We start from the raw sequence: 20,562 nt of genomic DNA, 5'->3' as shown, positions 1-20,562 counted from the left end.
AGGGATCTTCGTTAAAACCAAATGAGAGAAAGTGGTAATAGATCGAGTATAACACGCTTACTGCCGTTTCATTTTTATACTTTTCAAACTTGCCGATTAATGACAAAAACTCAGCAACAAAAAAGGTCTAACCAGTTGAATACGTAAACAATGAGAGGCTTAAATTTTAACGGGCAATTAAAAATTATCTCCCTTCCATTTCAACCCCTCTTAACAATATTTATTCTTCTCAGTCAGACCAAACCGGCCAGCGAATGCCAGCCTTGTCTTTGCCGGCTTTTGCACCGTTGGCGTCGCTCTCTCTTGGGTGTTTGGAAGTGTGGTCACATTCGCCCGTGAGCCGATTGTTTGCTATATTCGGCTCATCCAGTGAGCCGAATAGTCAGATTAATCGGCTCACCACTTGATTAAGGCGGGCAAAAATATGACTTCAGATTGGATTTGGCAACAGCCGGACTGGCCCCACTTTCGCTGGGATGAGGCGGCATTATTGCCACGTCTGCGCGATATTCAGCAGCAACGTGGGCTGTTGCTCGGGCGCGCGGGAATGCTGCCCGATGATGAAGTGCAAACCCTTGATACTCTGCTGGCCAATATCCTCTCCTCTTCCGCCATTGAAGAAGAGCCGATCAATGTGCAGTCGGTGCGGTCGTCGCTGGCACGCCGGCTGGGCGTGACGGAAGAGCATCCCTGGCCGGTTTCCGATCGTTCTGAAGGCCTGGCGGCGATGATGCTGGATGCCATCGATAACCGGCAGCATCTGCTGAGCGTCGAGCGCCTGTGTCAGTGGCATCAGTGGATCTTCCCGCAGGAGGGGCTTTCCATCCATTCGCTTGGGGTGGGCAAATTACGCGGCAATGAGCCGATGCAGGTGGTGTCCGGACGTATCGATAAACCGGTGATCCACTTTATCGCCCCGCCTCGCGAGGGGCTGGAAGCGCAACTGGCCGAGTTTATTGACTGGTTTATTGCCAGTGAGAAAGATGCGCTGCTGGATCCTCTGCTGCGTGCGGCCATCAGCCATCTGTGGTTTATCACCCTGCATCCCTTTGATGATGGCAACGGACGTATCACCCGCGCATTAACCGACCTGGCGTTATCGCAGGCGGACAGCCAGACCATCCGGCTGTATGCCATGTCACCGGCAATCCTGGCAAGGCGCGCAAGTTATTACCAGATACTGGAACAGACGCAGAAAGGCGGCCTGGATATCACCGACTGGCTCAGCTGGTTTCTGGACACGTTGCAGGAAAGTATCCGCGAAGCCATTAACAGCGTTGAGCGCACGCAGATCAAAGCCCGCTTCTGGCAGCGCCATCACCATGACGCGCTAAGCAAGGAACAAATTAAAGTGCTGAACCGCCTGCTGGATGGCGGCGATCAGGGCTTTGAAGCGGGCATCAGCGCCAGTCAGTACCAAAAGGTGGCCAAAGTCAGTAAGGCCACCGCAACCCGCCATTTAGCGGACCTGCTGGACAAAGGCTGCATTGAAAAACTGCCGGGCGGCGGACGCAGCACCCGTTATCAGGTGTTAGTGAATAAATGAACGTTAAACACATGTTACGCGAGGTAAGCGTTTGCGTATCTTTTGGCCGCTTTATGCTTAAACAACCCTCTTCTCAGCCGGTCTCAAACTCCCTTTTGTGCTGTTTAACAAAAACGTCACATTTGTATGATAACCACACACAGTAAAAGGACACTGCAACGGTATGATTCATAAAGAAAAATAGTAAACAAATCTTAACAAAATTAATCATTGAGCTCGGGGGGGAAAAGCCCTATATTGGGCGCGCTTTTATACAGAGTCGCTACTTTTTTAACCAGTTTCAATCAGGGTGCCAACGATGCCCCCGGTTGTAGGAGAGATATGATGACGGATAAAGTCCGTATTGATACTTTAGGTGCAAAGTCTTCACATGCAAACAATGAAACCTATTTGGCGAGACAAGCTGAATTTGAATCAAATGTCAGGAGTTATCCACGCAAGTTGCCGTTTGCTATAGCAAAAGCACAGGGCGTCTGGATTACCGACGTTGAGAATAATCACTATCTTGACTGCCTGGCTGGCGCGGGAACCCTGGCTCTTGGCCACAACCACCCTGACGTCCTGCAAAGCATACAAAGTGTCATTACCAGCGGCTTGCCGTTACATACACTGGACCTGACCACGCCATTAAAAGATGAGTTCTCTGCTTATCTTCTCTCTTTACTCCCTGGTCAGGGTAAAGAGTACTGCCTGCAGTTCACCGGCCCTTCTGGCGCGGATGCCGTCGAAGCGGCGTTGAAACTGGCAAAAAAACATACCGGTCGTACTGGCGTGATCAGCTTCTCCGGCGGCTATCACGGCATGACCCATGGCGCGCTGGCGGTAACAGGTAACCTGTCGCCGAAAGAAGCCGTCAACGGCATGATGCCTGAAGTGCAGTTTATGCCGTATCCGCACCTCTACCGCTGCCCGCTGGGCATTGGCGGTGAAGCTGGCGTGAAGGCGTTGACCTACTACTTCGAAAACCTGATCAACGACGTGGAAAGCGGCGTGCGCAAACCTGCGGCGGTGATCCTCGAAGCCGTTCAGGGCGAAGGCGGCGTTAACCCGGCGCCGGCTGAGTGGCTGCAGCGCATCCGTAAAGTCACCAAAGAGCACGGCATCCTGCTGATCATCGATGAAGTTCAGGCTGGCTTCTGCCGTACCGGCAAGCTGTTCGCCTTCGAACACGCGGGCATTGAGCCAGACATCATCGTGATGTCTAAAGCTGTAGGTGGCGGTCTGCCACTGGCGGTGCTCGGTATTAAGAAAGAATTTGATGCCTGGGAACCGGGTCACCACACCGGCACCTTCCGTGGCAACCAGCTGGCGATGGCGACCGGCCTGACCACGCTGAAGCACCTGACCGAAAACAACATTGCCGGGAAAGTGGCCGCACAGGGCGAATGGCTGAAAGGCCAGCTGGCTGAGATGCAGAAACGTTTCCCGGTGATCGGTAACATTCGCGGTCTGGGCCTGATGATCGGTATTGAGATCGTGAAGCCAGGCGAAGCGCAGGATCATATGGGTTGCTACCCTGCCGATCCGGAACTTTCTGCACTGTTGCAGAAGAAATGCTTCCAGGCGGGTCTGATCCTTGAGCGCGGCGGCCGTAACGGTTGCGTGCTGCGTCTGCTGCCTTCCCTGTTGATTTCTCAGGAAGAGCTGACCGTGTTCCTGGATAAATTTGAAAACGCCCTGTTAGCTGCTGGCGTAAAACCCGTCTGAGTGGAGTGAAGTTGATGTCCGGATTAAACCCTATTCTGGCGGCTTCTGCGCAGAGCACAGAAGCATATAAGCAGGCGATCGAGCAGAGCAGCCAGGCCGTGGTGCAATGGCTGCAACAACCTGAGATGTATCAGGGGAAAACTGTTGCTGAGCTTCGCGAACGCATTACGCTGGATTTTAATCCTCAGGGCCTGGGTAACCAGGCCGCTATTGAGCGTGCGATTGAGTTCTTCTTAAAAGACAGCCTGTCGGTGCATCACCCACAGTGTGTGGCGCACCTGCACTGCCCGAGCCTGGTGGTTAGCCAGGCGGCGGAAGTCTTGATCAACGCCACCAATCAGAGCATGGACTCCTGGGATCAAAGCCCGTCAGCCACCATCATTGAGATGAAGCTGATTGAATGGCTGCGTACTCAGGTTGGCTATCAGGCTGGCGATGCGGGCGTATTCACCAGCGGCGGCACCCAGAGCAATCTGATGGGCCTGATGCTGGCGCGTGATGCCTTCTTTGCCCGTCAGGGACACTCAATTCAGCAGGATGGCCTGGTGGGCAACCTGAAGAAGATTAAAGTGTTCTGTTCTGAGCATGCGCACTTCTCGGTGCAGAAGAACATGGCGTTGCTGGGTCTGGGTTATCAGTCCGTTACCCTGGTTAAAACCGACGAATTCGCCCGTATGGATTTGGCCGATTTAACGGAGAAGCTGGCGGCGGCGAAAGCCAACGGTGAGCAGGTGCTGGCGATTGTCGCCACCGCTGGCACCACCGATGCCGGTGCTATCGATCCGCTGCGCGCGATTGCGAAGCTTGCCGCTGAAGAGCAGATCTGGGTGCACGTTGATGCGGCCTGGGGCGGTGCGCTGCTGCTGTCTGAGAAGTATCGCGATTATCTGGACGGCATTGAGCTGGTGGATTCCATTACCCTGGACTTCCACAAGCAGTTTTTCCAGACCATCAGCTGTGGCGCCTTCCTGCTGAAAGAAGCGCGCCACTATGAGCTGATGCGCTATCAGGCGGCTTACCTGAACTCCGAGTTCGATGAAGCTCAGGGCGTGCCAAATCTGGTGTCCAAATCGCTGCAAACCACCCGCCGTTTCGATGCGCTGAAACTGTGGATGGGTCTGGAAGCATTAGGACAGAAGCAGTACGCGGAGATCATCGATCACGGCGTGACGCTGGCGCAACAGGTAGCAAGTTACGTGGCTGAGCAGCCTGCGCTGGAGCTGGTGATGAAGCCACAGCTGGCAAGCGTGCTGTTCCGTTATCGTCCGCAGCAGTCTGCGTTCGCCACGGATGCGGCCATTGCGCTGCTGAACCAGAAGATTGGTGATGCGCTGCTGGATTCAGGCCGGGCCAACGTCGGTGTGACCGAGTCGAATGGCGTCACCTGTCTGAAAATGACCTTGCTGAACCCGACCGTAACGCTTGAGGACATCAAAATCCTGCTGGCGCTGGTTGAGAGCACGGCACAGACGTTAATCGCCGCGTAATTTCGCAGCATTAACAGAAAAGCCGGTAACAGTGATGTTACCGGCTTTTTTATTGCGTCATGGATGGCAATTTTACTGGCGGTAATCCATCGCCTGCAAGTCGGCTATCAATCCCCGTTCTCTGGGCTGCCAACCCAGCTGTTGCTGCGTCCATTTGCCTGAGGCACGCAGATCCATGCTGGCGAACATCGCAAACCAGCCAAAGTGCGCCGCTGCCTCTTCCGGCGGCAACGACACCACCGGAACACCCAGACCGGCGGCGACGACGTCGGTGATCTCTTTGGCAGACACGCCCTCTTCAGCCACCGCATGATAGCGCTGGCCTTTCTCGCCCTTTTCCAGCACCAGCAGATAGAGCTTAGCCACGTCCAGCACGTGCGCCGCCGGCCAGCTGTTAGTGCCCTCGCCGACATATGCCGCCACGCCCTTCTCCCGGCTGATGGCGATATACGGCGTGATCAGTCCCTGCTTCACCGTATCGTGCACCTGTGGCAGCCTGACCACCTGCACATTCACGCCCGCGTCCAGCAGCGTATTGCCGGTTAATTCGGACATAATGCGCGGGTTGGCGTGCTGAGGATTAAATACCGATTCAGACGCCGGCTGACCGTCGCCGGCATCGCCGATACCGGTGCCCGAGGTAATGATCAGCGGGCGGTCAGAGCCTTTCAGCGCATCCCCCAACGCCTCGATCACCCGACGATCCTTTTCGCAGTTGGCGACAAAGTTATCGAAGTTATGATCGAACGCGGTATGGATCACCGCATCCGCACGGACCGCCCCGGCGCGCAGGCTGTCCGGATCTTCCAGCGTGCCGCGATACGCTTCCACGCCCGCCGCGGTTAACGCTTCCGCCCCGGCGTCAGAGCGGGTGACGCCAAGGACCTGATGTCCGGCAGCCAGCAATTCGGTAACAATGCGCGAGCCGATAAATCCTGTCGCGCCAGTGAGAAATACAAGCATCAGATAGCCTCCTGGTTGTGTGAGCACCAGTGTTGCGCTTAAGCTCAACGCAGAAAAGTAGTGACTTTATCGTAGTATAGAAACTAACAGGCTCGATTCAGAACGCCGCAAAGCGCTGACGATAACAGGAGAGAGGCAGGTGAATATCAATCATTACGGTCAACAGGTGGGCGTGGCGTTACCCGACTGGCAGCCCGCGCGCCCTTTTCCGCGCGGTTCGCTAACCGGACGGTATTGCACGCTCGAACTGCTTGACCCGCAGCACAGCGACGCCCTGTTTCAGGCCTTTTCGCTGGCGGAAGACGATCGCGACTGGACCTGGCTGGGGGCGCAAAAACCGGCCTCACTGTCGGAGATGATCGCGTGGGTAACGCATAAATGCCTGGATCAGGGGCTGGTGAGCTATGCCGTGGTCGATAACAGCACCCGGCATGCCGTTGGCGCAGTGTGCTTCGCCAATATTGATGCGGTCAACGGCGCCTGCGAAATCGGCCACGTCACCTGGTCGCCGCTGATGAAGCGCACGGTATTCGGCACCGACGCCCTGTTTCTGCTGCTGACCCAGGCCTTTTCCCTCGGCTATCGCCGCGTGGCCTGGCGCTGTGATTCAACTAATCTCGCCTCACGCCGCGCGGCTGAGCGGATCGGCTTTACCTTCGAGGGCTGTTTCCGTCAGGCGATGACCCGCAAGCAACGCAACCGTGACACCGACTGGTTATCGATTATCGATGGCGAATGGCCGGCGATCGAGGCCGCACTGTCTGGCTGGCTCTCAGCCGCAAACTTTACTGCTGATGGCCAGCAGAGACTGCCGTTATCGGCTTTTTTCCAAAACGGATAAATGCCCGCGCTGAATTTTCAGGACGCGTGGATTGCGAACAAAGATCGCCCGCTTGACATACTTGCTGTTAATTTTTGAGACGAACCCTAACGCTACGCTGCTGTATTACTCCGGCCAGTAGCGTTAAAATGGCCGTCTTAAAGCAACGCTGGATAGCGAGGTATAATGTCTTATCGTTTCACCCTGGCCGCAGTAACGGCCGCCATAACGCTCACCGGTTGCGCCAAACAACAGAAGCCCGGCGCGCCAGAAGATTTCTTCAATGGCCCGACCCAAATCAATGTGTCTCACGTTGTGACCCGTGCGGACGATGGTTCCGCCATTTTCCTGACGGTTGATGGTAATGACGCTGGCCCACTGGTTGCCGGGAAAAACACCGAGCTGCATATTCCGGCCGGTAAGCACAAAGTCGGGGGTTATGCTCAGACGCTGCTTGGCCTGGGGCGCGTGACGATTCAGTCTGTCGATGTGACAACCAAACCGGGAGAGGTGACGCAGCTGGCCTATTCGGTCACCCGCGACAAGCCGGTGTTTGCGAAAGAAGGTGTCACCAAGCTTCCGCCTAAACCGGTTGCGGCACCGGCTGCAGCGCCGGCAGAACAGGCTGCGCCAGCGCAGACCGACCAGACTGCGGCAACGGCAACCTCAGCCACCATCCCAACGGTTGCCGCCACGCCACCGGCTGCGGTGCCCGTAACGACCGGGACTCAAGCGACGCAAAGCACCACCGCGGCGACGACCACACCTGCTGCTACCGTTCAGAGCACGTCAGCGCCTGCAACAACCACTGAAAGTACCACTACACCTGCAACGACCAGTCAGAGTTCGGCGGCAACACCGGCTGCGACCTCAACTGACACCACGCAGAATACGACAGCCACGGCGCCCGCAACCACGTCGACCACCACCACGCAGAATGCGGCAACAACCAGTCAGCCTGCGACCACGACAACCACCACCACCACGCAAAGCGCAACGGAATCGTCAGCCAAACCGGCAACGACCACCACCGAAACGTCGAAGAGTACTGATAGCGAGACAACGCATTCAGCGACCAGCAATACGGAAAACGCGCAAAGCTCTGGCCGCTCAACCACCACGCCAGTCGAGACCACTGAGTCCTCTACTAACGGATAATTCGGTCACGGTGTCGGTATTGTTGATCCGGCAAGGCTCGCTGAAGGCGATGGCCTTCAGCACGCAACCTTTCTCTGATTTGTTCGAACTAGTCGCGCCAGCCCAACGCGGGCGCGACATGTTTCAGAATCGACTCCATCACATGCGCACAATAGTCGACGCCCAGTTGGTTCGGGATGGTCAACAGCAGCGTATCCGCTTCCGCAATCGCCTCATCTTTCGCTAACTGCGCAATCAGCGCTTCCGGCTCGGCTGAATAGCTACGGCCAAAGATGGCGCGGGTTTTCTCATCCAGATAACCGATTTGATCGCCACCTTCGCGGCTGGCACCAAAGTAGGCGCGATCTGTCGCATTCATCAAAGCGAAGATGCTGCGGCTGACGGAAACGCGTGGCTCACGCGTGTGCCCTGCTTCCTGCCAGGCGGCGCGATAGGCGCGGATCTGTCTGGCCTGCTGAATATGGAACGGCTCGCCGGTTTCATCATCTTTCAGCGTCGAGCTTTGCAGGTTCATACCCAGCTTCGCCGCCCATACCGAGGTGGCGTTAGAACCGGATCCCCACCAGATGCGTTCACGCAGTCCTTCGGAGAAGGGCTCCGGCCGTAACAGGCCAGGCGGATTAGGAAACATTGGCTGTGGATTAGGTTTCGCAAAGCCTTCGCCGCTCAGCACTTCCAGCAAACGCTCGGTATGACGACGCCCCATATCCGCATCGCTTTCCCCTTCCTGCGGCGCATAGCCAAAATGGCGCCAGCCTTCAATTACCTGTTCCGGCGATCCACGACTGATACCTAACTGCAGACGGCCGCCGCTGATCAGATCCGCCACGCGGGCATCTTCGGCCATATACAGCGGATTTTCGTAGCGCATATCAATGACGCCGGTACCAATCTCAATACGTTTGGTTTTCGCGCCGACCGCAGCCAGCAGCGGGAACGGTGCGCTGAGCTGGCGGGCAAAATGGTGAACGCGGAAATAGGCACCGTCAGCGCCTAATTCTTCTGCTGCCACCGCCAGATCGATGGATTGCAACAGCGCATCAGAAGCGGATTGCGTCGCCGACTGTGGTGACGGCGTCCAGTGTCCAAATGACAGAAATCCAATTTTTTTCATGACCGGAGTGCCTTGTTTCAGAGTTAAAAGTGGTAATGCGTCCGACAGAATGAAGCTGAATACCCGTAGCTTGCAAGCTTTTGACTGTATCAATCTTTTATCGGGTTGGGCTCGCGGGCCTTGGAGGATGTGAAATGATGTCCGGTGACATTAAAAGCCCTTCCCCATAAGATCACCCAACACGGGCTTCTGGGCCGTTAATTATCACTTTAATGATGATAGGGGCTTTCCCAGGCGGTATAAAATTGCACTTTAAATTATTAGCCGTGAATTTAATTCAAACCCAAACATAAAGATTGGTTATATCAATTCCCACAGTTCACCAACAAGCAGTAACCTTAACTTTTAACGATGAAATTGGAAATAAAAAACCTTGAAATACTGGCTTTAGCTGATATTGTTTTGTTTGACTGCAAGTGCGCGTACCTCGCGAATTGATCGAGCTTAGGATTATTATTAAACAAGGAGCAGCCTGATGCCTTCCCAACATCCATTCCAGAATCTTGCGAATCAAACTTCTTCACCTGATTAGTTTTCAGACCATGTTAAATTATAAGCCTATAAGTTAAAAATGGATAACTAACTGAGGGATATTGTTATGTATTATAGCGAAGCCATTATGAGTAAAATGGCGAGTGATAAAATTCTTTCCCTAAAGCTGGAGAGTGCTCTTTCCGGCGTAAAACAACAGGTTATTGAGCAAGCAAACAGGATTGAGGATGGTGCCACACGTATGGCCTATTATACCTCATGCTTCACTGATAACTATCAGGATGTCTGCACCAAATTGAAGGAAGAGGACGTGCGCTTCTTTGAAGGATTGTATCAACTATTTAAAGATCGCAGAATCATTTCGGAACTTATTCTCATTTATGTTGAATTACTTTTAAAAAACAAAAATCAGCAACAGTTAGAACTAATTAAGAAATTTTTAATTAGATTGAATGTAAACATATCAGTCAGCTCCTTATCCACCCAGTCATTTGCTCTGGCTGTGACTATGTCAATTTGCCTTGGCTCTAATATGAGCGCCGGAATTGTCAGGAAAGTAGGTAATGTATCAGGTCTTGCTGGCATGGCTTTAGGGAGTTACGGATACATCCAGCAAGCGGCCGATAGCGCTGAGAGATTGCTGGCCATGAGTCCGGCATATCACTTGGCCTTGTATATGCGCAAGTTAGAGATGATGTATTTTTTGGTGGAGCCTATGTTCATTAAAGCGCACGTATTCATCTCAAACATACTCTCTGAAAATGACATCGCCAATGCAATAGCCAGTCTGGTGAGGTAGAAAATATGATTGCATTTTTGAGAAAATGGTTCAAGCAGCAATTATCATATTTCGCATGGACCTACATCCCATTAATACTAACGATTATTTTTGGTGCTTTCATTGCTCATTACTTCCCAGATATTGCTATGCGGGCTATAGGAATATTCCTTGTTCTGATGTTAATTACCGTATTTTTACTCTCCAAATAATTAAAAGGATATTAAATAATGTCAACTCCAGCTCACATTTGGTTTACTGATGAAAATGGCTCACCTGTCGTAGGTGGGTGTTTAATGTCAGCTCGGCTTGGTTCAATTGAACTAAAGTCCGTTACGCACAATGTTTCTATTCCAGTGGATCCTAACTGGGGGAAATTAACTGGTACAAGAGTGCATACACCTATTGTTATGCAAAAAGATTTCGATCAAACCACCCCTATTCTATTTCGTGCTCTCTGCGAGGGACGCACATTCCGAACGGCCACAATAAGAATGTATAGAATCCTGGATACAGGAGTCGAAACTGAATATTTCAACATCCACCTTGATAATGTAAAGATAACGTCGATCTCACCGTATTTACATCCCAATGGTGTAACAAGCACTCATTTGGAGAATATTGAGCTCCGATATGAAGCGATTACCTGGAAGTATACGGAAGGTAATATAATTTACCGTGACACTTGGAATCAACGCATTACCGCGTAAACAACCGTCCATAGACACCCGGCGTCATGCCGGTGACTCTGACAAAGGCTCGGCGCATAACGTCAACGCTGGCGAAACCGCATTCTCCGGCCAGGGTTTTGCTGGCCATCCCCTGCTCCAGCAGCTGCTTCGCTCTGGCCACGCGCTCCCTTTCCAGCCATTGCGCCGGGGAAAGGGCCAACGTCTGACGAAACAACCGGGAAAGGTGGCGCTCGCTGACGTTCATATGCTCTGCCATCACCGCGACATTTTTCACCTTATCGAGATGGCTGGCGCACCAACGCAGCAGCTCCTGAAAGGATGAACGGCCGGAAAGAGTGACATTGTCACCGCGCATAAAATGATTCTGACTCACCGGTCGGCGGAAGAACATCACCAGGTTACTGGCGATCTCCAGCGCGACGTCCCGCCCCAAATCTTCCTCCACCAGCCTTAGCGCCAGATCGAGACCTGAAGTGACGCCCGCTGCGGTGCGGATCGGGCCATCGGCAACATACAGCGCATCAGCATCGACGCTGATCTGCGGGAAACGGCTGGCCAGCTCGCTGGCGCAGGCCCAGTGCGTGGTCACCCGCTTGCCCTGCAACAGACCCGTTTGTGCCAGCAATAATGCCCCGCTGCACACCGAACCAAATCGCTGACTTCGCCGGCACAGCCCGCTAATCGCGTCCAGCTGTTGAGGCTCGGCAATGATGTCGGTGATACCGGGTGCGCCAGCCACTAAGAAGGTCTGCGGCGAGTAATCCGCGGATTCACTGAGCAGCCGATCGGCGGTCAGGCGGACGCCGGAAGAGGAACGCAGCACCGGCGTGGAAAATGACATCACTACCGGCGTATACACCTGGCGTTGCAGAATGCGGTTCGCTTCGGCAAACACGTCCAGCGGGCCGCAGACATCCAGCATCTGTACGCCAGGCACGGCGAGAATGGCAATGTCACTGTTCATTATTCCTCCGGTGTCCGGGTTTGCCGGAATGTCCCGTATCGTCTTAATCAGTCGCTTTAAGTCATTTATGATGCACAGCATACTGCTTAAACACAATCCCAAGGCGAGAAAATCATGAACCAGTCAATTAACGTTCCAGACAGTCAGATGGCGAAAGAAGTCACCGAATTGGTGCGCGATACCGAATCCGAACTGTTGTTTCACCATTCCAGCCGCGTTTACTACTGGGGCGCGCTGGCGGGACATCAGCGCGGGCTAAAGGTCGACAGCGAGCTGCTGTACGTCGGCTGCATGTTCCACGATATGGGGTTAACTCACGATCACTGTAGCTGCGACAAACGTTTTGAAGTGGACGGTGCTAACGCAGCGCGGGACTTCCTGCAGCGCCACGGCATTGAACAGGCCGATATTGATAAGGTCTGGACGGCGATTGCCCTGCACACCACGCCAGGTATCCCGGAATTTATGGCGCCGGAGATCGCACTGGTCACTGCCGGCGTGGAGATGGATGTGCTGGGGATGGGATATGAGAATTACAGCGAGCAGGAAATTGCGGCGGTCACCGCGTTGCATCCGCGCCCTGAGGCCTTTAAAGAAGCGATCATTCAGGCCTTTTATGACGGCATTAAGCACAAGCCGCAAACCACCTTCGGCAACGTGAAAGCGGACGTGATTAAAGATAAGGAAGCAGGCTTTACGCCGGGGAATTTCTGTCAGGTGATCCGCCAGTCGCGCTGGAGAGGTTAACGGCACGGCGCTCGCTACGTGAAGTCGCTTTCAGTCAAAAGGGGGATTTCACGTAAACGTTGTCTTGCAGCAGAGGGCAGGTCAGTCTCGGCGGGCGGTGATCAGTCCGGCTTCACCAGCCGGATAGCGTGTTCCAGCACCTTCTGTTCATCACGGTCGGCATCCGATCGGCCCTGCCGGGTCTTTAACAGCAGATTCGACAACACCTTACGATCGGTGTCGAAACCCCCTTCTGCCAGCACAATCACCGCATCGCCAATCACCCGGCACACTTCATCGTAATACTCTTCACTCAGCACATCGCGTTTCATCATTCATTTCCTGTCGCTGGTTCGGTTAGACCTTAATGGCTTAAACCTGGCAAACAATCAGATGCAAAACAAGTTGAGACATACTTTGTAAAAACTTAATGCAGTCTCGCCAGGTGATGAACATCGCATTTTTCAGCATCAGTGCCGTGATTTATCAACGAAAACTCAACCAGTGTTGTTTTTCTTTCGCCACGCAAAGCATTTGCTGTGAAGGTAAGGCGTTTTTTACTTTTCAAGGACATGAAAATGAAGATAAATACAGGGGCAGTTCTCGTTATATCATTATTCCTGACCGCTTGTGCCGGCTCAGAAACAGCAAAATATCCTACCCTCATCGATAACGTCACGTCTGAAAACATACAGCGGATACTCCAATCAGACGTTATTCCCTCAACCGGTGAAAGCCACGGTGAAGTCATCAGCCGGGTATCGTCAGCCTTTCTCGGCACGCCCTATCAGGCCGACACGCTGATTGGCGGAGCTGATACCCCGGAAGTGCTTGTCGCCAATTTCAACCATGTAGACTGCTTTACCCTGATCGACTACGTGGAAGCCCTGACCCGAAGCCGCGACCAAAAATCCTTCCTGAATAACCTTGTCAAAATCCGCTATGCCGGGGGGCACGTCGACTACCTCAGCCGCCGGCACTTCTTTACTGATTGGTTCGCCACCGTCCCACGCAATGCCCGCGACGTCACGCCCGAGATCAGTCCGGACTTTCTCGTCGCTAACAAGCAACTTAACCGCAAAGCCGACGGTGGCGAATACATTGCCGGCCTTGGCGTTCATCCACGTAAAATCAACTATGTTCCCGGCAAGGCCATTAATGAACACCTGCTCAACCGGCTGAAACCCGGCGATTATGTCGGTGTCTTCTCCCCACTCAGCGGACTGGATGTTTCACATGTCGGGATTGTGGTTCGCCACGACGGTAAGGTGTGGTTCAGAAATGCCTCTTCGCTGGCCGCAAACAGAAAAGTCGTGGATTCGTCTTTTATCGAATATATGCAGTCGAAACCGGGAATCGTTGTGCTGCGGTCTGACTGATTTGCGCAGCGAATGCCCTTAATCAGTCTGTGGATGTGCATTCCTGTTTATCTCTTCTATCTTTATCTGCAAGATGAAACGATAAGTCGGAGAGACAACAATGAGCAATGATCCACGTAAACCTACCACCACTGATGCTGGCATCCCGGTTGCCAGCGATGAATACTCATTATCAGTCGGGCCGGATGGCCCTGTCCTGCTCCACGATCACTATCTGATTGAACAGATGGCGAACTTTAACCGTGAACGCATTCCGGAACGCCAGCCGCATGCGAAAGGCAGCGGTGCCTTTGGCCACTTTGAAGTGACCCATGATGTCAGCCAGTACACCAAAGCCGCCGTTTTCCAGCCGGGAACCAAAACCGATCTGGTGATGCGATTCTCTACCGTTGCCGGTGAACGCGGCAGCCCGGATACCTGGCGCGATCCGCGTGGTTTCTCGATCAAGTTCTATACCACCGAAGGCAACTACGACATGGTGGGCAACAACACGCCAGTGTTCTTTATCCGTGACCCGATGAAGTTCCAGCACTTTATTCGCTCGCAAAAGCGTCGTGCGGATAACAACCTGCGCGATAACGATATGCAGTGGGATTTCTGGTCGCTGTCACCCGAGTCAGCGCATCAGGTGACCTATCTGATGGGCGATCGCGGCATTCCGAAAAACTGGCGCCATATGAACGGCTACTCCAGCCATACCTATATGTGGGTGAATGCGGCGGGCGAGAAGTTCTGGGTGAAATACCATTTCCACACCGATCAGGGTATTGAGAACCTGACCCAGGAAGAAGCCGACAAGCTGGCGGGTGAAGACGGTGATTACCATACCCGCGACCTGTTCATGTCGATCAAAAACGGCCAGTTCCCAAGCTGGACGCTGCATATGCAAATCATGCCGTTTGCCGAAGCGGAAACCTACCGCTTTAACCCGTTTGACCTGACCAAAGTCTGGCCGCACAGCGATTATCCGCTGATCCCGGTGGGCAAATTAACCCTTAACCGTAACCCAACGGATAACCATGCGCAGATTGAACAGGCTGCCTTTGAGCCGAACAACCTGGTGCCCGGCATTGGACTGAGCCCGGATAAAATGCTGATTGGCCGCGTGTTCTCTTATGCTGATGCGCACCGTGCGCGTCTGGGCGTCAACTACAAGCAGATCCCGGTTAATGCTCCGCACTCGCCGGTGAACAGCTACAGCAAAGATGGCGCCATGCGCATGAATCCGGTGTCCGATCCGGTCTATGCGCCTAACTCCAAAGGTGGTCCGGTGGCGGATGGCGATCGTTATCCGACCGACTCCACCTGGCCGTCCAGCGGTGAGATGGTGCGCGCGCCTTACACCCTGCGCCGCGATGATGACGATTTTGGCCAGGCCAATACGTTGATCAATAAGGTGATGGATCAGGCGGGACGCGATCGTCTGGTGAGTAACGTTACCGGCCATTTGCTGAATGGCGTTGAGGAACCGGTGTTGTCGCGCGCCTTTGAATACTGGCGCAATATCGACCAGACCATCGGCGACCGCATTGCTCAGCAGGTCACGGATGAACGGGCGAAACGCAGCTAATCGTCTTAAATAACAAAATGGCCTTCATTGCGAAGGCCATTTTTTTTGTCTTAACGCACGGCGAAACGGCGTTATTTGGCGGCAGCAGCAGCCTGTTTCACCCAGCCATCGAACGTCGCCTGATGGGAGGCAATCCAGCCATCCACATGACGGTCGATATCATCGGAACTGCCCTGTCCTTCATGCATCCGCAGGTTTTGCGCATTCACGTCCGCCAGCGGCAGCTTCATCACCGCAAACAGCTTCGCCGCGGCCGGATTCGCCTTGGCCCAGGCCTTGTTAGCAACGATATGTTCGTTGTTCACCGGGAAGCCGTAATTCTTGCCGTTGGGTAAAGTGGTATCCAGATCTTTCTGGCTACCCGGATTAGCAGAATGCGGAACCGTTAACCACACCACATCTTTCCCTGGCTTAAGTTCATCGCTGACCCAGTAAGGCGTCCAGGTGTAATAAAGCACCGGCTTGCCGGCCTTAAATCGGGTGAGCGTATCGGCGATAATCGCGGAATAATTTCCCTGGTTCTGCACCACCGTATTACTCAGGCCATACGCTTCGATTTGGGTGCTGATTACCGAGCCACATACCCAGCCAGGATTACAGCCGGCAAGGTCAGCTTTGCCATCGCCATCGGCATCAAATAATTTGGCGATGTTGGGATCTTTCAGCTGCGAAATATCGTGGATATGATATTTATCCGCGGTCTTTTTATCGATCAGATAGCCCTGCGCCGCACCGGAAATATAGGTGCCCTGACGATAAAATTTATTGTCGCCACCTGCTGAGGCGTACATGTCCTTTTGCAGCGGATCCCAGTTGACCGCCATATAGGTGGCGTCACCGCTGGCAATCGCCGTGTAGGCCACGTTGTAATCCACTTCTTTGATCGGTTGAACGTCGTAACCTAAGGCCTGTAAGGCCCGGTTAACCAGTTCGGTCTGGAAGGTTTCTTCCGGCAAGCTACTCTGTACGGCGTTAACCACTACACCTTTGCCTGGTAACGTTGCCGAGAACGCTGGGGATGCACTGGCAAGGGTTGTAATGGCTAACGTCAAAATTCCGCTGGTTCGCATGATGAGTCCTTTTTATTTTTTTAGGTATTAACACTAAAAATAGAAGAAAAAATCACGCCACTCTCTTACAAATAACAACAGCCACTCTGGCAGTTTTTGGGTAAATATTTGCTGCGCTGAGTGAGGGTTATTTCATGAATAACGTATCAGGGAGTGCCGCAATATATTTAACGGGGTATACCCTACCACAGTGAAATTCTGAGGCAACCGGAAATGTCCGGCTCTCAGACCCCGGTCTTTAGCCCGATCCACGTCATAAGAATTTCCTATGCGTGCCACCTCTGCCGGAAAAAACCGATCAGCGTTACGATAGTGCGCAGACCAGCCAACCGACGAGAAACTCATGGAAATTGTTACGGCGCAAGCCGCTCATGTTGCAGGAATACAGCAGATTTATGCGTGGCACGTCCTTAATGGACTGGCGACTTTTGAGACCGAACCGCCTACTGCGGATGAGATGCTGGCAAGGCTTGCGAAAGTACAGGAAAGCGGAGGATTCTGGCTGGTGGCATTAGAAGAGCACCGGGTTGTCGGCTACTGCTACCTGGCGCCCTACCGCCCGCGTTATGCTTATCGCTTTACGCTGGAGGATTCGATCTATCTCGATCCTGACTGCGCCGGACGCGGTATTGGCCGCGCGTTGCTCGGTGAAGGCCTGCGCCAGGCGCAGGAAGCCGGATTCCGGCAGGTGATGACCGTCGTCGGCAACAGTGAAAATGTGGCTTCACTGGCCCTGCACCGCTCGCTGGGTTTTGAGCTGACCGGCGTACTGAAATCCGTGGGCTTTAAGCATGGTCGCTGGGTAGATACCGTGATGATGCAATGCACGCTGGGTGAAGGCGACACCACGATACCTCAGGATCGCTAAGCGTTATGGTCGGGCGGCGGTGCCGTCCGGCAAACGTGCGTTAGTCCAGTCCGGCAAGCCACCGGTCACCGGGAAGCGTTTCGCCTTCTCTTCATCAATATCGACGCCCAGTCCCGGACGATCGCTCAGGTAGGCATAGCCGCGATCGATTTCAGGACAACCCGGGAACACCTCCATCAGCGCATCATTCACCGGCGTATATTCCTGAATTCCGAAGTTGGTGACGCTCATATCCAGATGCAAATTGGCTGCCACGCCCACCGGCGAGATATCGCCCGGTCCGTGCCAGGCCGTGCGCACGCCGTGGATCTCGGCATAGGTGGCCAGTTTTTTCGCCGGGGTAATGCCGCCAATGGTGCTAACGTGGCAACGGATATAATCAATCAGCTGTTGCTGAATCAACGGCTTCCACTCGTTGACGTGGGTAAACAGCTCACCCATCGAGATCGGCGTGCTGCTCTGTGCGCGGATCATTTTCAGCCAGTCGATATTTTCCGGCGCAACCGGATCTTCGAGGAAGAACAGCTGATAGGGCTCCAGGCTCTTGGCCAGCTGCACTGACGCGACCGGCGTGATGCGTTCATGCACATCGTGGATAAACTCGACGCCAAAGCCAAGCTTGTTGCGCAGATGGTCGAACAGACGCGGCACCGCGCGGGCGTAAGCATCCGGATCGAAATAAATGCCCGGCGTCTGCGAACGCGGGGAGACCTTCGGCTGAATATTGCGCGCCTTCGCCAGTTTACCGGCGATAAGCTTGAGATCGTCAGTGCCGGCACCGCCGTACATGCCCATCTGGCAACGGACATACTGATAACCCTCTTCCATTCTGGCGCGAATGTTATCTTCCACTTCGACTTCATCGGCACCATCGCAGTGGCGGTAGAGCGGAATACCGTCGCGGCAACGTCCGCCCAGCAACTGGTACACCGGCAGGCCGGCCACCTTCCCTTTGATATCCCACAGCGCCATATCCACGCCCGAAAGCGCATTGTTCATCACCGGGCCGCTGCGCCAGTAACCGCTGACCGCCGCCGACTGCCAGATGTCTTCATTGCGCAGCGGATCCTTACCAATCAGGAACGGCTTCATATAGTTTTCAATTGCGGCTTCCACGGCAAAAATGCGCTGGGTAAAGGTGGCGCAGCCGAGGCCGTACAATCCCGGCTGATTGGTTTCCACTTTCACCACCACCAGGTCGATACCACCCGGGGCGGTCAGCAGCGTTTTAATGTTGGTAATTTTCAACGTTTCCATAAGTCTCTCCGGATCACCGCAATGATGTATGATGTCCTACATGTTAGAGGTAAATAAAAACCTCATGACGAGGTTTTCTTAAGGTTATTTCTCTGTCAGCTTCACTTCTGTAATCGCGTCCACGTTGTGGGCCATGGCATTGTTTAACGTCTCGCTGGCGGTGGTCGCGTCGCGATTCTTCAGTGCCATAAACACTTTGATATGTGCTTCAACACTTTCCAGCGTGATCCCCAGTACCCGGTTTAACTCTTCAAGGTAATGGATATAAATGTTCTTCAGCGACTCCATCACATGGATGAAGACCTTGTTATGCGACGCCTTAACGATTGCCAGATGGAAATCATAGTCGGCCTGCGAATATTTCTTATAGTCGTCTTTGCTGACCAGCATGCGGTTTAAGGCCTGCTCCAGCTGGCGGATGTCCTCATCCGTCGCCTTCTCTACCGCCAGGTCCATACAGCGGAATTCCACGGTCTGACGAAACACCCGCATATCATCAAACTCTTCCTGCGACAGGTGCAGGATCGGCTGGTTGTCACTGAACGCGCCATAGCGGGCGATCTCACGGGTGACGTAGGTGCCCTTGCCCTGATGGGTGATCACCACGCCCAGATCGCGCAGCTTCTGTACGGCACTGCGAACGCTGACGCGGCTGACGTTAAAGGTCTGCGTCAGCTCTGACTCGGAAGGCAGCTTGCAGCCGGGCTCCCAGACGCCGTCCTGGATATTCTTTTTCATTTGCTCGTAGATAACGTTCACCACGTTATGCTTCTGCACGCTTTCCAGTGTCACGTCTTTCCCCTGTTGCTGGTTAATGTCGCCATTCTATTCTGCTGGCTTGCTGATACCAGCAAAACAGCATGATTGACGTCGACCATCAGCTTGTCCTACAAGTCCGAATCTCTTTTTAGCACTCCCAATATCTCTCTGGCAAGGAATAGTTTTTCACTGTGCCAGACTGTGAAGTGAATCACAAAACCGCCTCATCACCCTGTTTTTACAGGCTATATTCAAGGCATAAAGTGGCCACACCACAGATTATTGTGATCGGGGCTACAATTTCTTAACCTGTAGATTGCTCAACTACCTCGCCTCACGTAGATCTAAAAACACAACTTGTTAGTCATGTTACATGAAGTTTTTCAGGAGTGATTATGTCTTCACTGTTCTCTCTCAGCGGCAAAACCGCGCTGATTACCGGTTCAACTCGCGGTCTGGGACTGGCCTACGCACAGGGACTGGCCGCTGCCGGTGCAACGGTCATTCTGAACGGCACCCAGGAAAGCCATATGCAGACGGCGCTGGCCACGTTGAAGGAACAGGGCGCCAATGCGCATGGCTTCCTGTTCAACGTGGCGGATGAAGACGCGGTCGAAGCGGTGTTTAAGGAGCTCGACGATCGGGATATTCATGTCGATATCGTGATCAACAACGCCGGCATTCAGTTCCGTCAGCCGATGCTTGAGCTGGCGTTAAGTGACTGGCAGCGCGTGCTGGACGTAAACCTGACCAGCGCCTTTCTGATCGGCCGAACCGCCGCCCGACGTATGGTCGCCCGCAAAACCGGCGGCAAAATTATCAATATCGGATCGCTGACCAGCGAGGCCGCCCGCGCCACGGTGGCGCCTTATACCGCGGCGAAAGGCGGCATCAAGCTGCTGACCAAATCAATGGCCGCTGAATGGGCGCAGTACAACATCCAGAGTAATGCGATTGGTCCCGGCTACATCCTTACCGATATGAACCAGGCGCTGGTCGATAACGTTGAGTTCGATCAATGGGTGCGCAACAGCAACCCCTCCGGCCGCTGGGGAAAACCCGATGAACTGATTGGCACCGCCGTGTACCTGGCGTCTGACGCCTCTAATTACGTCAACGGCCAAATCATCTATGTCGATGGTGGCTGGCTGGCCACGCTGTAACCGTCTCACGAGCACAACATAATAATCCCGCCAGGCAATAAGACCTGGC

At 53.7% G+C, this 20,562-nt stretch carries 19 protein-coding genes; 12 read left to right on the top strand and 7 right to left on the bottom strand.

The genetic code is table 11. From position 1 onward, the window contains the following. The first annotated feature begins 424 nt into the window (after nt 1-424). From ACXKZG_RS11450 to ACXKZG_RS11440, 3 genes are all read left to right on the top strand, one after another. The gene (locus ACXKZG_RS11450; protein ID WP_488874857.1) at nt 425-1,546 is read left to right on the top strand and encodes a Fic family protein; all 1,122 of its coding nucleotides are present in this window, start codon (nt 425-427) and stop codon (nt 1,544-1,546) included. A 321-nt stretch (nt 1,547-1,867) separates the two neighbouring features. Further along, nucleotides 1,868-3,253, top strand: coding sequence for a diaminobutyrate--2-oxoglutarate transaminase (locus tag ACXKZG_RS11445; protein ID WP_013202226.1), 1,386 nt, complete (start codon nt 1,868-1,870; stop codon nt 3,251-3,253). A gap of 14 nt (nt 3,254-3,267) precedes the next feature. Further along, the gene (locus tag ACXKZG_RS11440) at nt 3,268-4,740 is read left to right on the top strand and encodes a pyridoxal phosphate-dependent decarboxylase family protein (protein ID WP_134824171.1); all 1,473 of its coding nucleotides are present in this window, start codon (nt 3,268-3,270) and stop codon (nt 4,738-4,740) included. A gap of 72 nt (nt 4,741-4,812) precedes the next feature. Here ACXKZG_RS11440 and ACXKZG_RS11435 read toward each other — a convergent pair whose 3' ends face one another. Further along, nucleotides 4,813-5,703: an SDR family oxidoreductase gene (locus ACXKZG_RS11435; RefSeq protein WP_488874856.1), complete on the bottom strand. Its 891-nt coding sequence runs from the start codon at nt 5,701-5,703 to the stop codon at nt 4,813-4,815. A 139-nt stretch (nt 5,704-5,842) separates the two neighbouring features. Between ACXKZG_RS11435 and ACXKZG_RS11430 the strand changes: the two genes are divergently transcribed. Further along, nucleotides 5,843-6,544 (top strand): GNAT family N-acetyltransferase, encoded by a 702-nt coding sequence (locus ACXKZG_RS11430; protein WP_488874855.1) that lies wholly within the window; start codon nt 5,843-5,845, stop codon nt 6,542-6,544. Nucleotides 6,545-6,709: 165 nt separating this feature from the next. Then, nucleotides 6,710-7,681, top strand: a complete 972-nt coding sequence (locus ACXKZG_RS11425) for a hypothetical protein (protein ID WP_488874854.1) — start codon at nt 6,710-6,712, stop codon at nt 7,679-7,681. Nucleotides 7,682-7,769: 88 nt separating this feature from the next. On the opposite strand, the gene ACXKZG_RS11420 is transcribed toward ACXKZG_RS11425, so the two are convergent. Further along, nucleotides 7,770-8,795 (bottom strand): LLM class flavin-dependent oxidoreductase, encoded by a 1,026-nt coding sequence (locus ACXKZG_RS11420; RefSeq protein ID WP_488874853.1) that lies wholly within the window; start codon nt 8,793-8,795, stop codon nt 7,770-7,772. 598 nt (nt 8,796-9,393) lie between these two features. On the opposite strand from ACXKZG_RS11420, the gene ACXKZG_RS11415 reads away from it, so the two are divergent. Then, nucleotides 9,394-10,086 (top strand): hypothetical protein, encoded by a 693-nt coding sequence (locus tag ACXKZG_RS11415; RefSeq protein ID WP_346567308.1) that lies wholly within the window; start codon nt 9,394-9,396, stop codon nt 10,084-10,086. 209 nt (nt 10,087-10,295) lie between these two features. Next, nucleotides 10,296-10,775 (top strand): Hcp family type VI secretion system effector, encoded by a 480-nt coding sequence (locus ACXKZG_RS11410; RefSeq protein ID WP_346567310.1) that lies wholly within the window; start codon nt 10,296-10,298, stop codon nt 10,773-10,775. Here ACXKZG_RS11410 and ACXKZG_RS11405 read toward each other — a convergent pair. After that, nucleotides 10,765-11,721: a GlxA family transcriptional regulator gene (locus ACXKZG_RS11405; RefSeq protein ID WP_488874852.1), complete on the bottom strand. Its 957-nt coding sequence runs from the start codon at nt 11,719-11,721 to the stop codon at nt 10,765-10,767. The genes ACXKZG_RS11410 and ACXKZG_RS11405 overlap by 11 nt on opposite strands. Nucleotides 11,722-11,835: 114 nt before the next feature. Between ACXKZG_RS11405 and ACXKZG_RS11400 the strand changes: the two genes are divergently transcribed. Further along, nucleotides 11,836-12,468 (top strand): HD domain-containing protein, encoded by a 633-nt coding sequence (locus ACXKZG_RS11400; RefSeq protein WP_488874851.1) that lies wholly within the window; start codon nt 11,836-11,838, stop codon nt 12,466-12,468. Between the two features lie 101 nt (nt 12,469-12,569). Here the strand turns inward: ACXKZG_RS11400 and ACXKZG_RS11395 are convergent, their stop codons facing one another. Next, nucleotides 12,570-12,779, bottom strand: a complete 210-nt coding sequence (locus ACXKZG_RS11395; RefSeq protein ID WP_041692010.1) for a DUF2767 family protein — start codon at nt 12,777-12,779, stop codon at nt 12,570-12,572. 240 nt (nt 12,780-13,019) lie between these two features. Here ACXKZG_RS11395 and ACXKZG_RS11390 point away from each other — a divergent pair, with 240 nt between their 5' ends. Continuing rightward, nucleotides 13,020-13,826 (top strand): DUF1460 domain-containing protein, encoded by an 807-nt coding sequence (locus ACXKZG_RS11390; RefSeq protein WP_488876215.1) that lies wholly within the window; start codon nt 13,020-13,022, stop codon nt 13,824-13,826. Nucleotides 13,827-13,926: 100 nt separating this feature from the next. Then, nucleotides 13,927-15,396 carry a catalase gene (locus ACXKZG_RS11385; protein ID WP_053143030.1) on the top strand — a complete coding sequence of 490 codons (1,470 nt, stop codon included), beginning with the start codon at nt 13,927-13,929 and terminating at the stop codon, nt 15,394-15,396. A gap of 71 nt (nt 15,397-15,467) precedes the next feature. On the opposite strand, the gene proX is transcribed toward ACXKZG_RS11385, so the two are convergent. Next, on the bottom strand, nt 15,468-16,466 hold the full coding sequence (gene proX / locus ACXKZG_RS11380; RefSeq protein WP_488876214.1) for a glycine betaine/L-proline ABC transporter substrate-binding protein ProX: 999 nt from the start codon (nt 16,464-16,466) through the stop codon (nt 15,468-15,470). 343 nt (nt 16,467-16,809) lie between these two features. Here proX and ACXKZG_RS11375 point away from each other — a divergent pair, with 343 nt between their 5' ends. After that, nucleotides 16,810-17,334: a GNAT family N-acetyltransferase gene (locus ACXKZG_RS11375; protein ID WP_013202238.1), complete on the top strand. Its 525-nt coding sequence runs from the start codon at nt 16,810-16,812 to the stop codon at nt 17,332-17,334. Nucleotides 17,335-17,337: 3 nt separating this feature from the next. On the opposite strand, the gene ACXKZG_RS11370 is transcribed toward ACXKZG_RS11375, so the two are convergent. Then, nucleotides 17,338-18,591 (bottom strand): enolase C-terminal domain-like protein, encoded by a 1,254-nt coding sequence (locus ACXKZG_RS11370; RefSeq protein ID WP_013202239.1) that lies wholly within the window; start codon nt 18,589-18,591, stop codon nt 17,338-17,340. An 84-nt stretch (nt 18,592-18,675) separates the two neighbouring features. Further along, nucleotides 18,676-19,383 (bottom strand): FadR/GntR family transcriptional regulator, encoded by a 708-nt coding sequence (locus ACXKZG_RS11365; RefSeq protein WP_013202240.1) that lies wholly within the window; start codon nt 19,381-19,383, stop codon nt 18,676-18,678. 362 nt (nt 19,384-19,745) lie between these two features. Between ACXKZG_RS11365 and ACXKZG_RS11360 the strand changes: the two genes are divergently transcribed. Further along, the gene (locus ACXKZG_RS11360) at nt 19,746-20,513 is read left to right on the top strand and encodes an SDR family oxidoreductase (protein ID WP_053143023.1); all 768 of its coding nucleotides are present in this window, start codon (nt 19,746-19,748) and stop codon (nt 20,511-20,513) included. Nucleotides 20,514-20,562: the final 49 nt, after the last annotated feature.

Source organism: Erwinia sp. 2186 (assembly GCF_057812255.1).
This window is presented reverse-complemented; position numbering and strand designations above follow the sequence as displayed.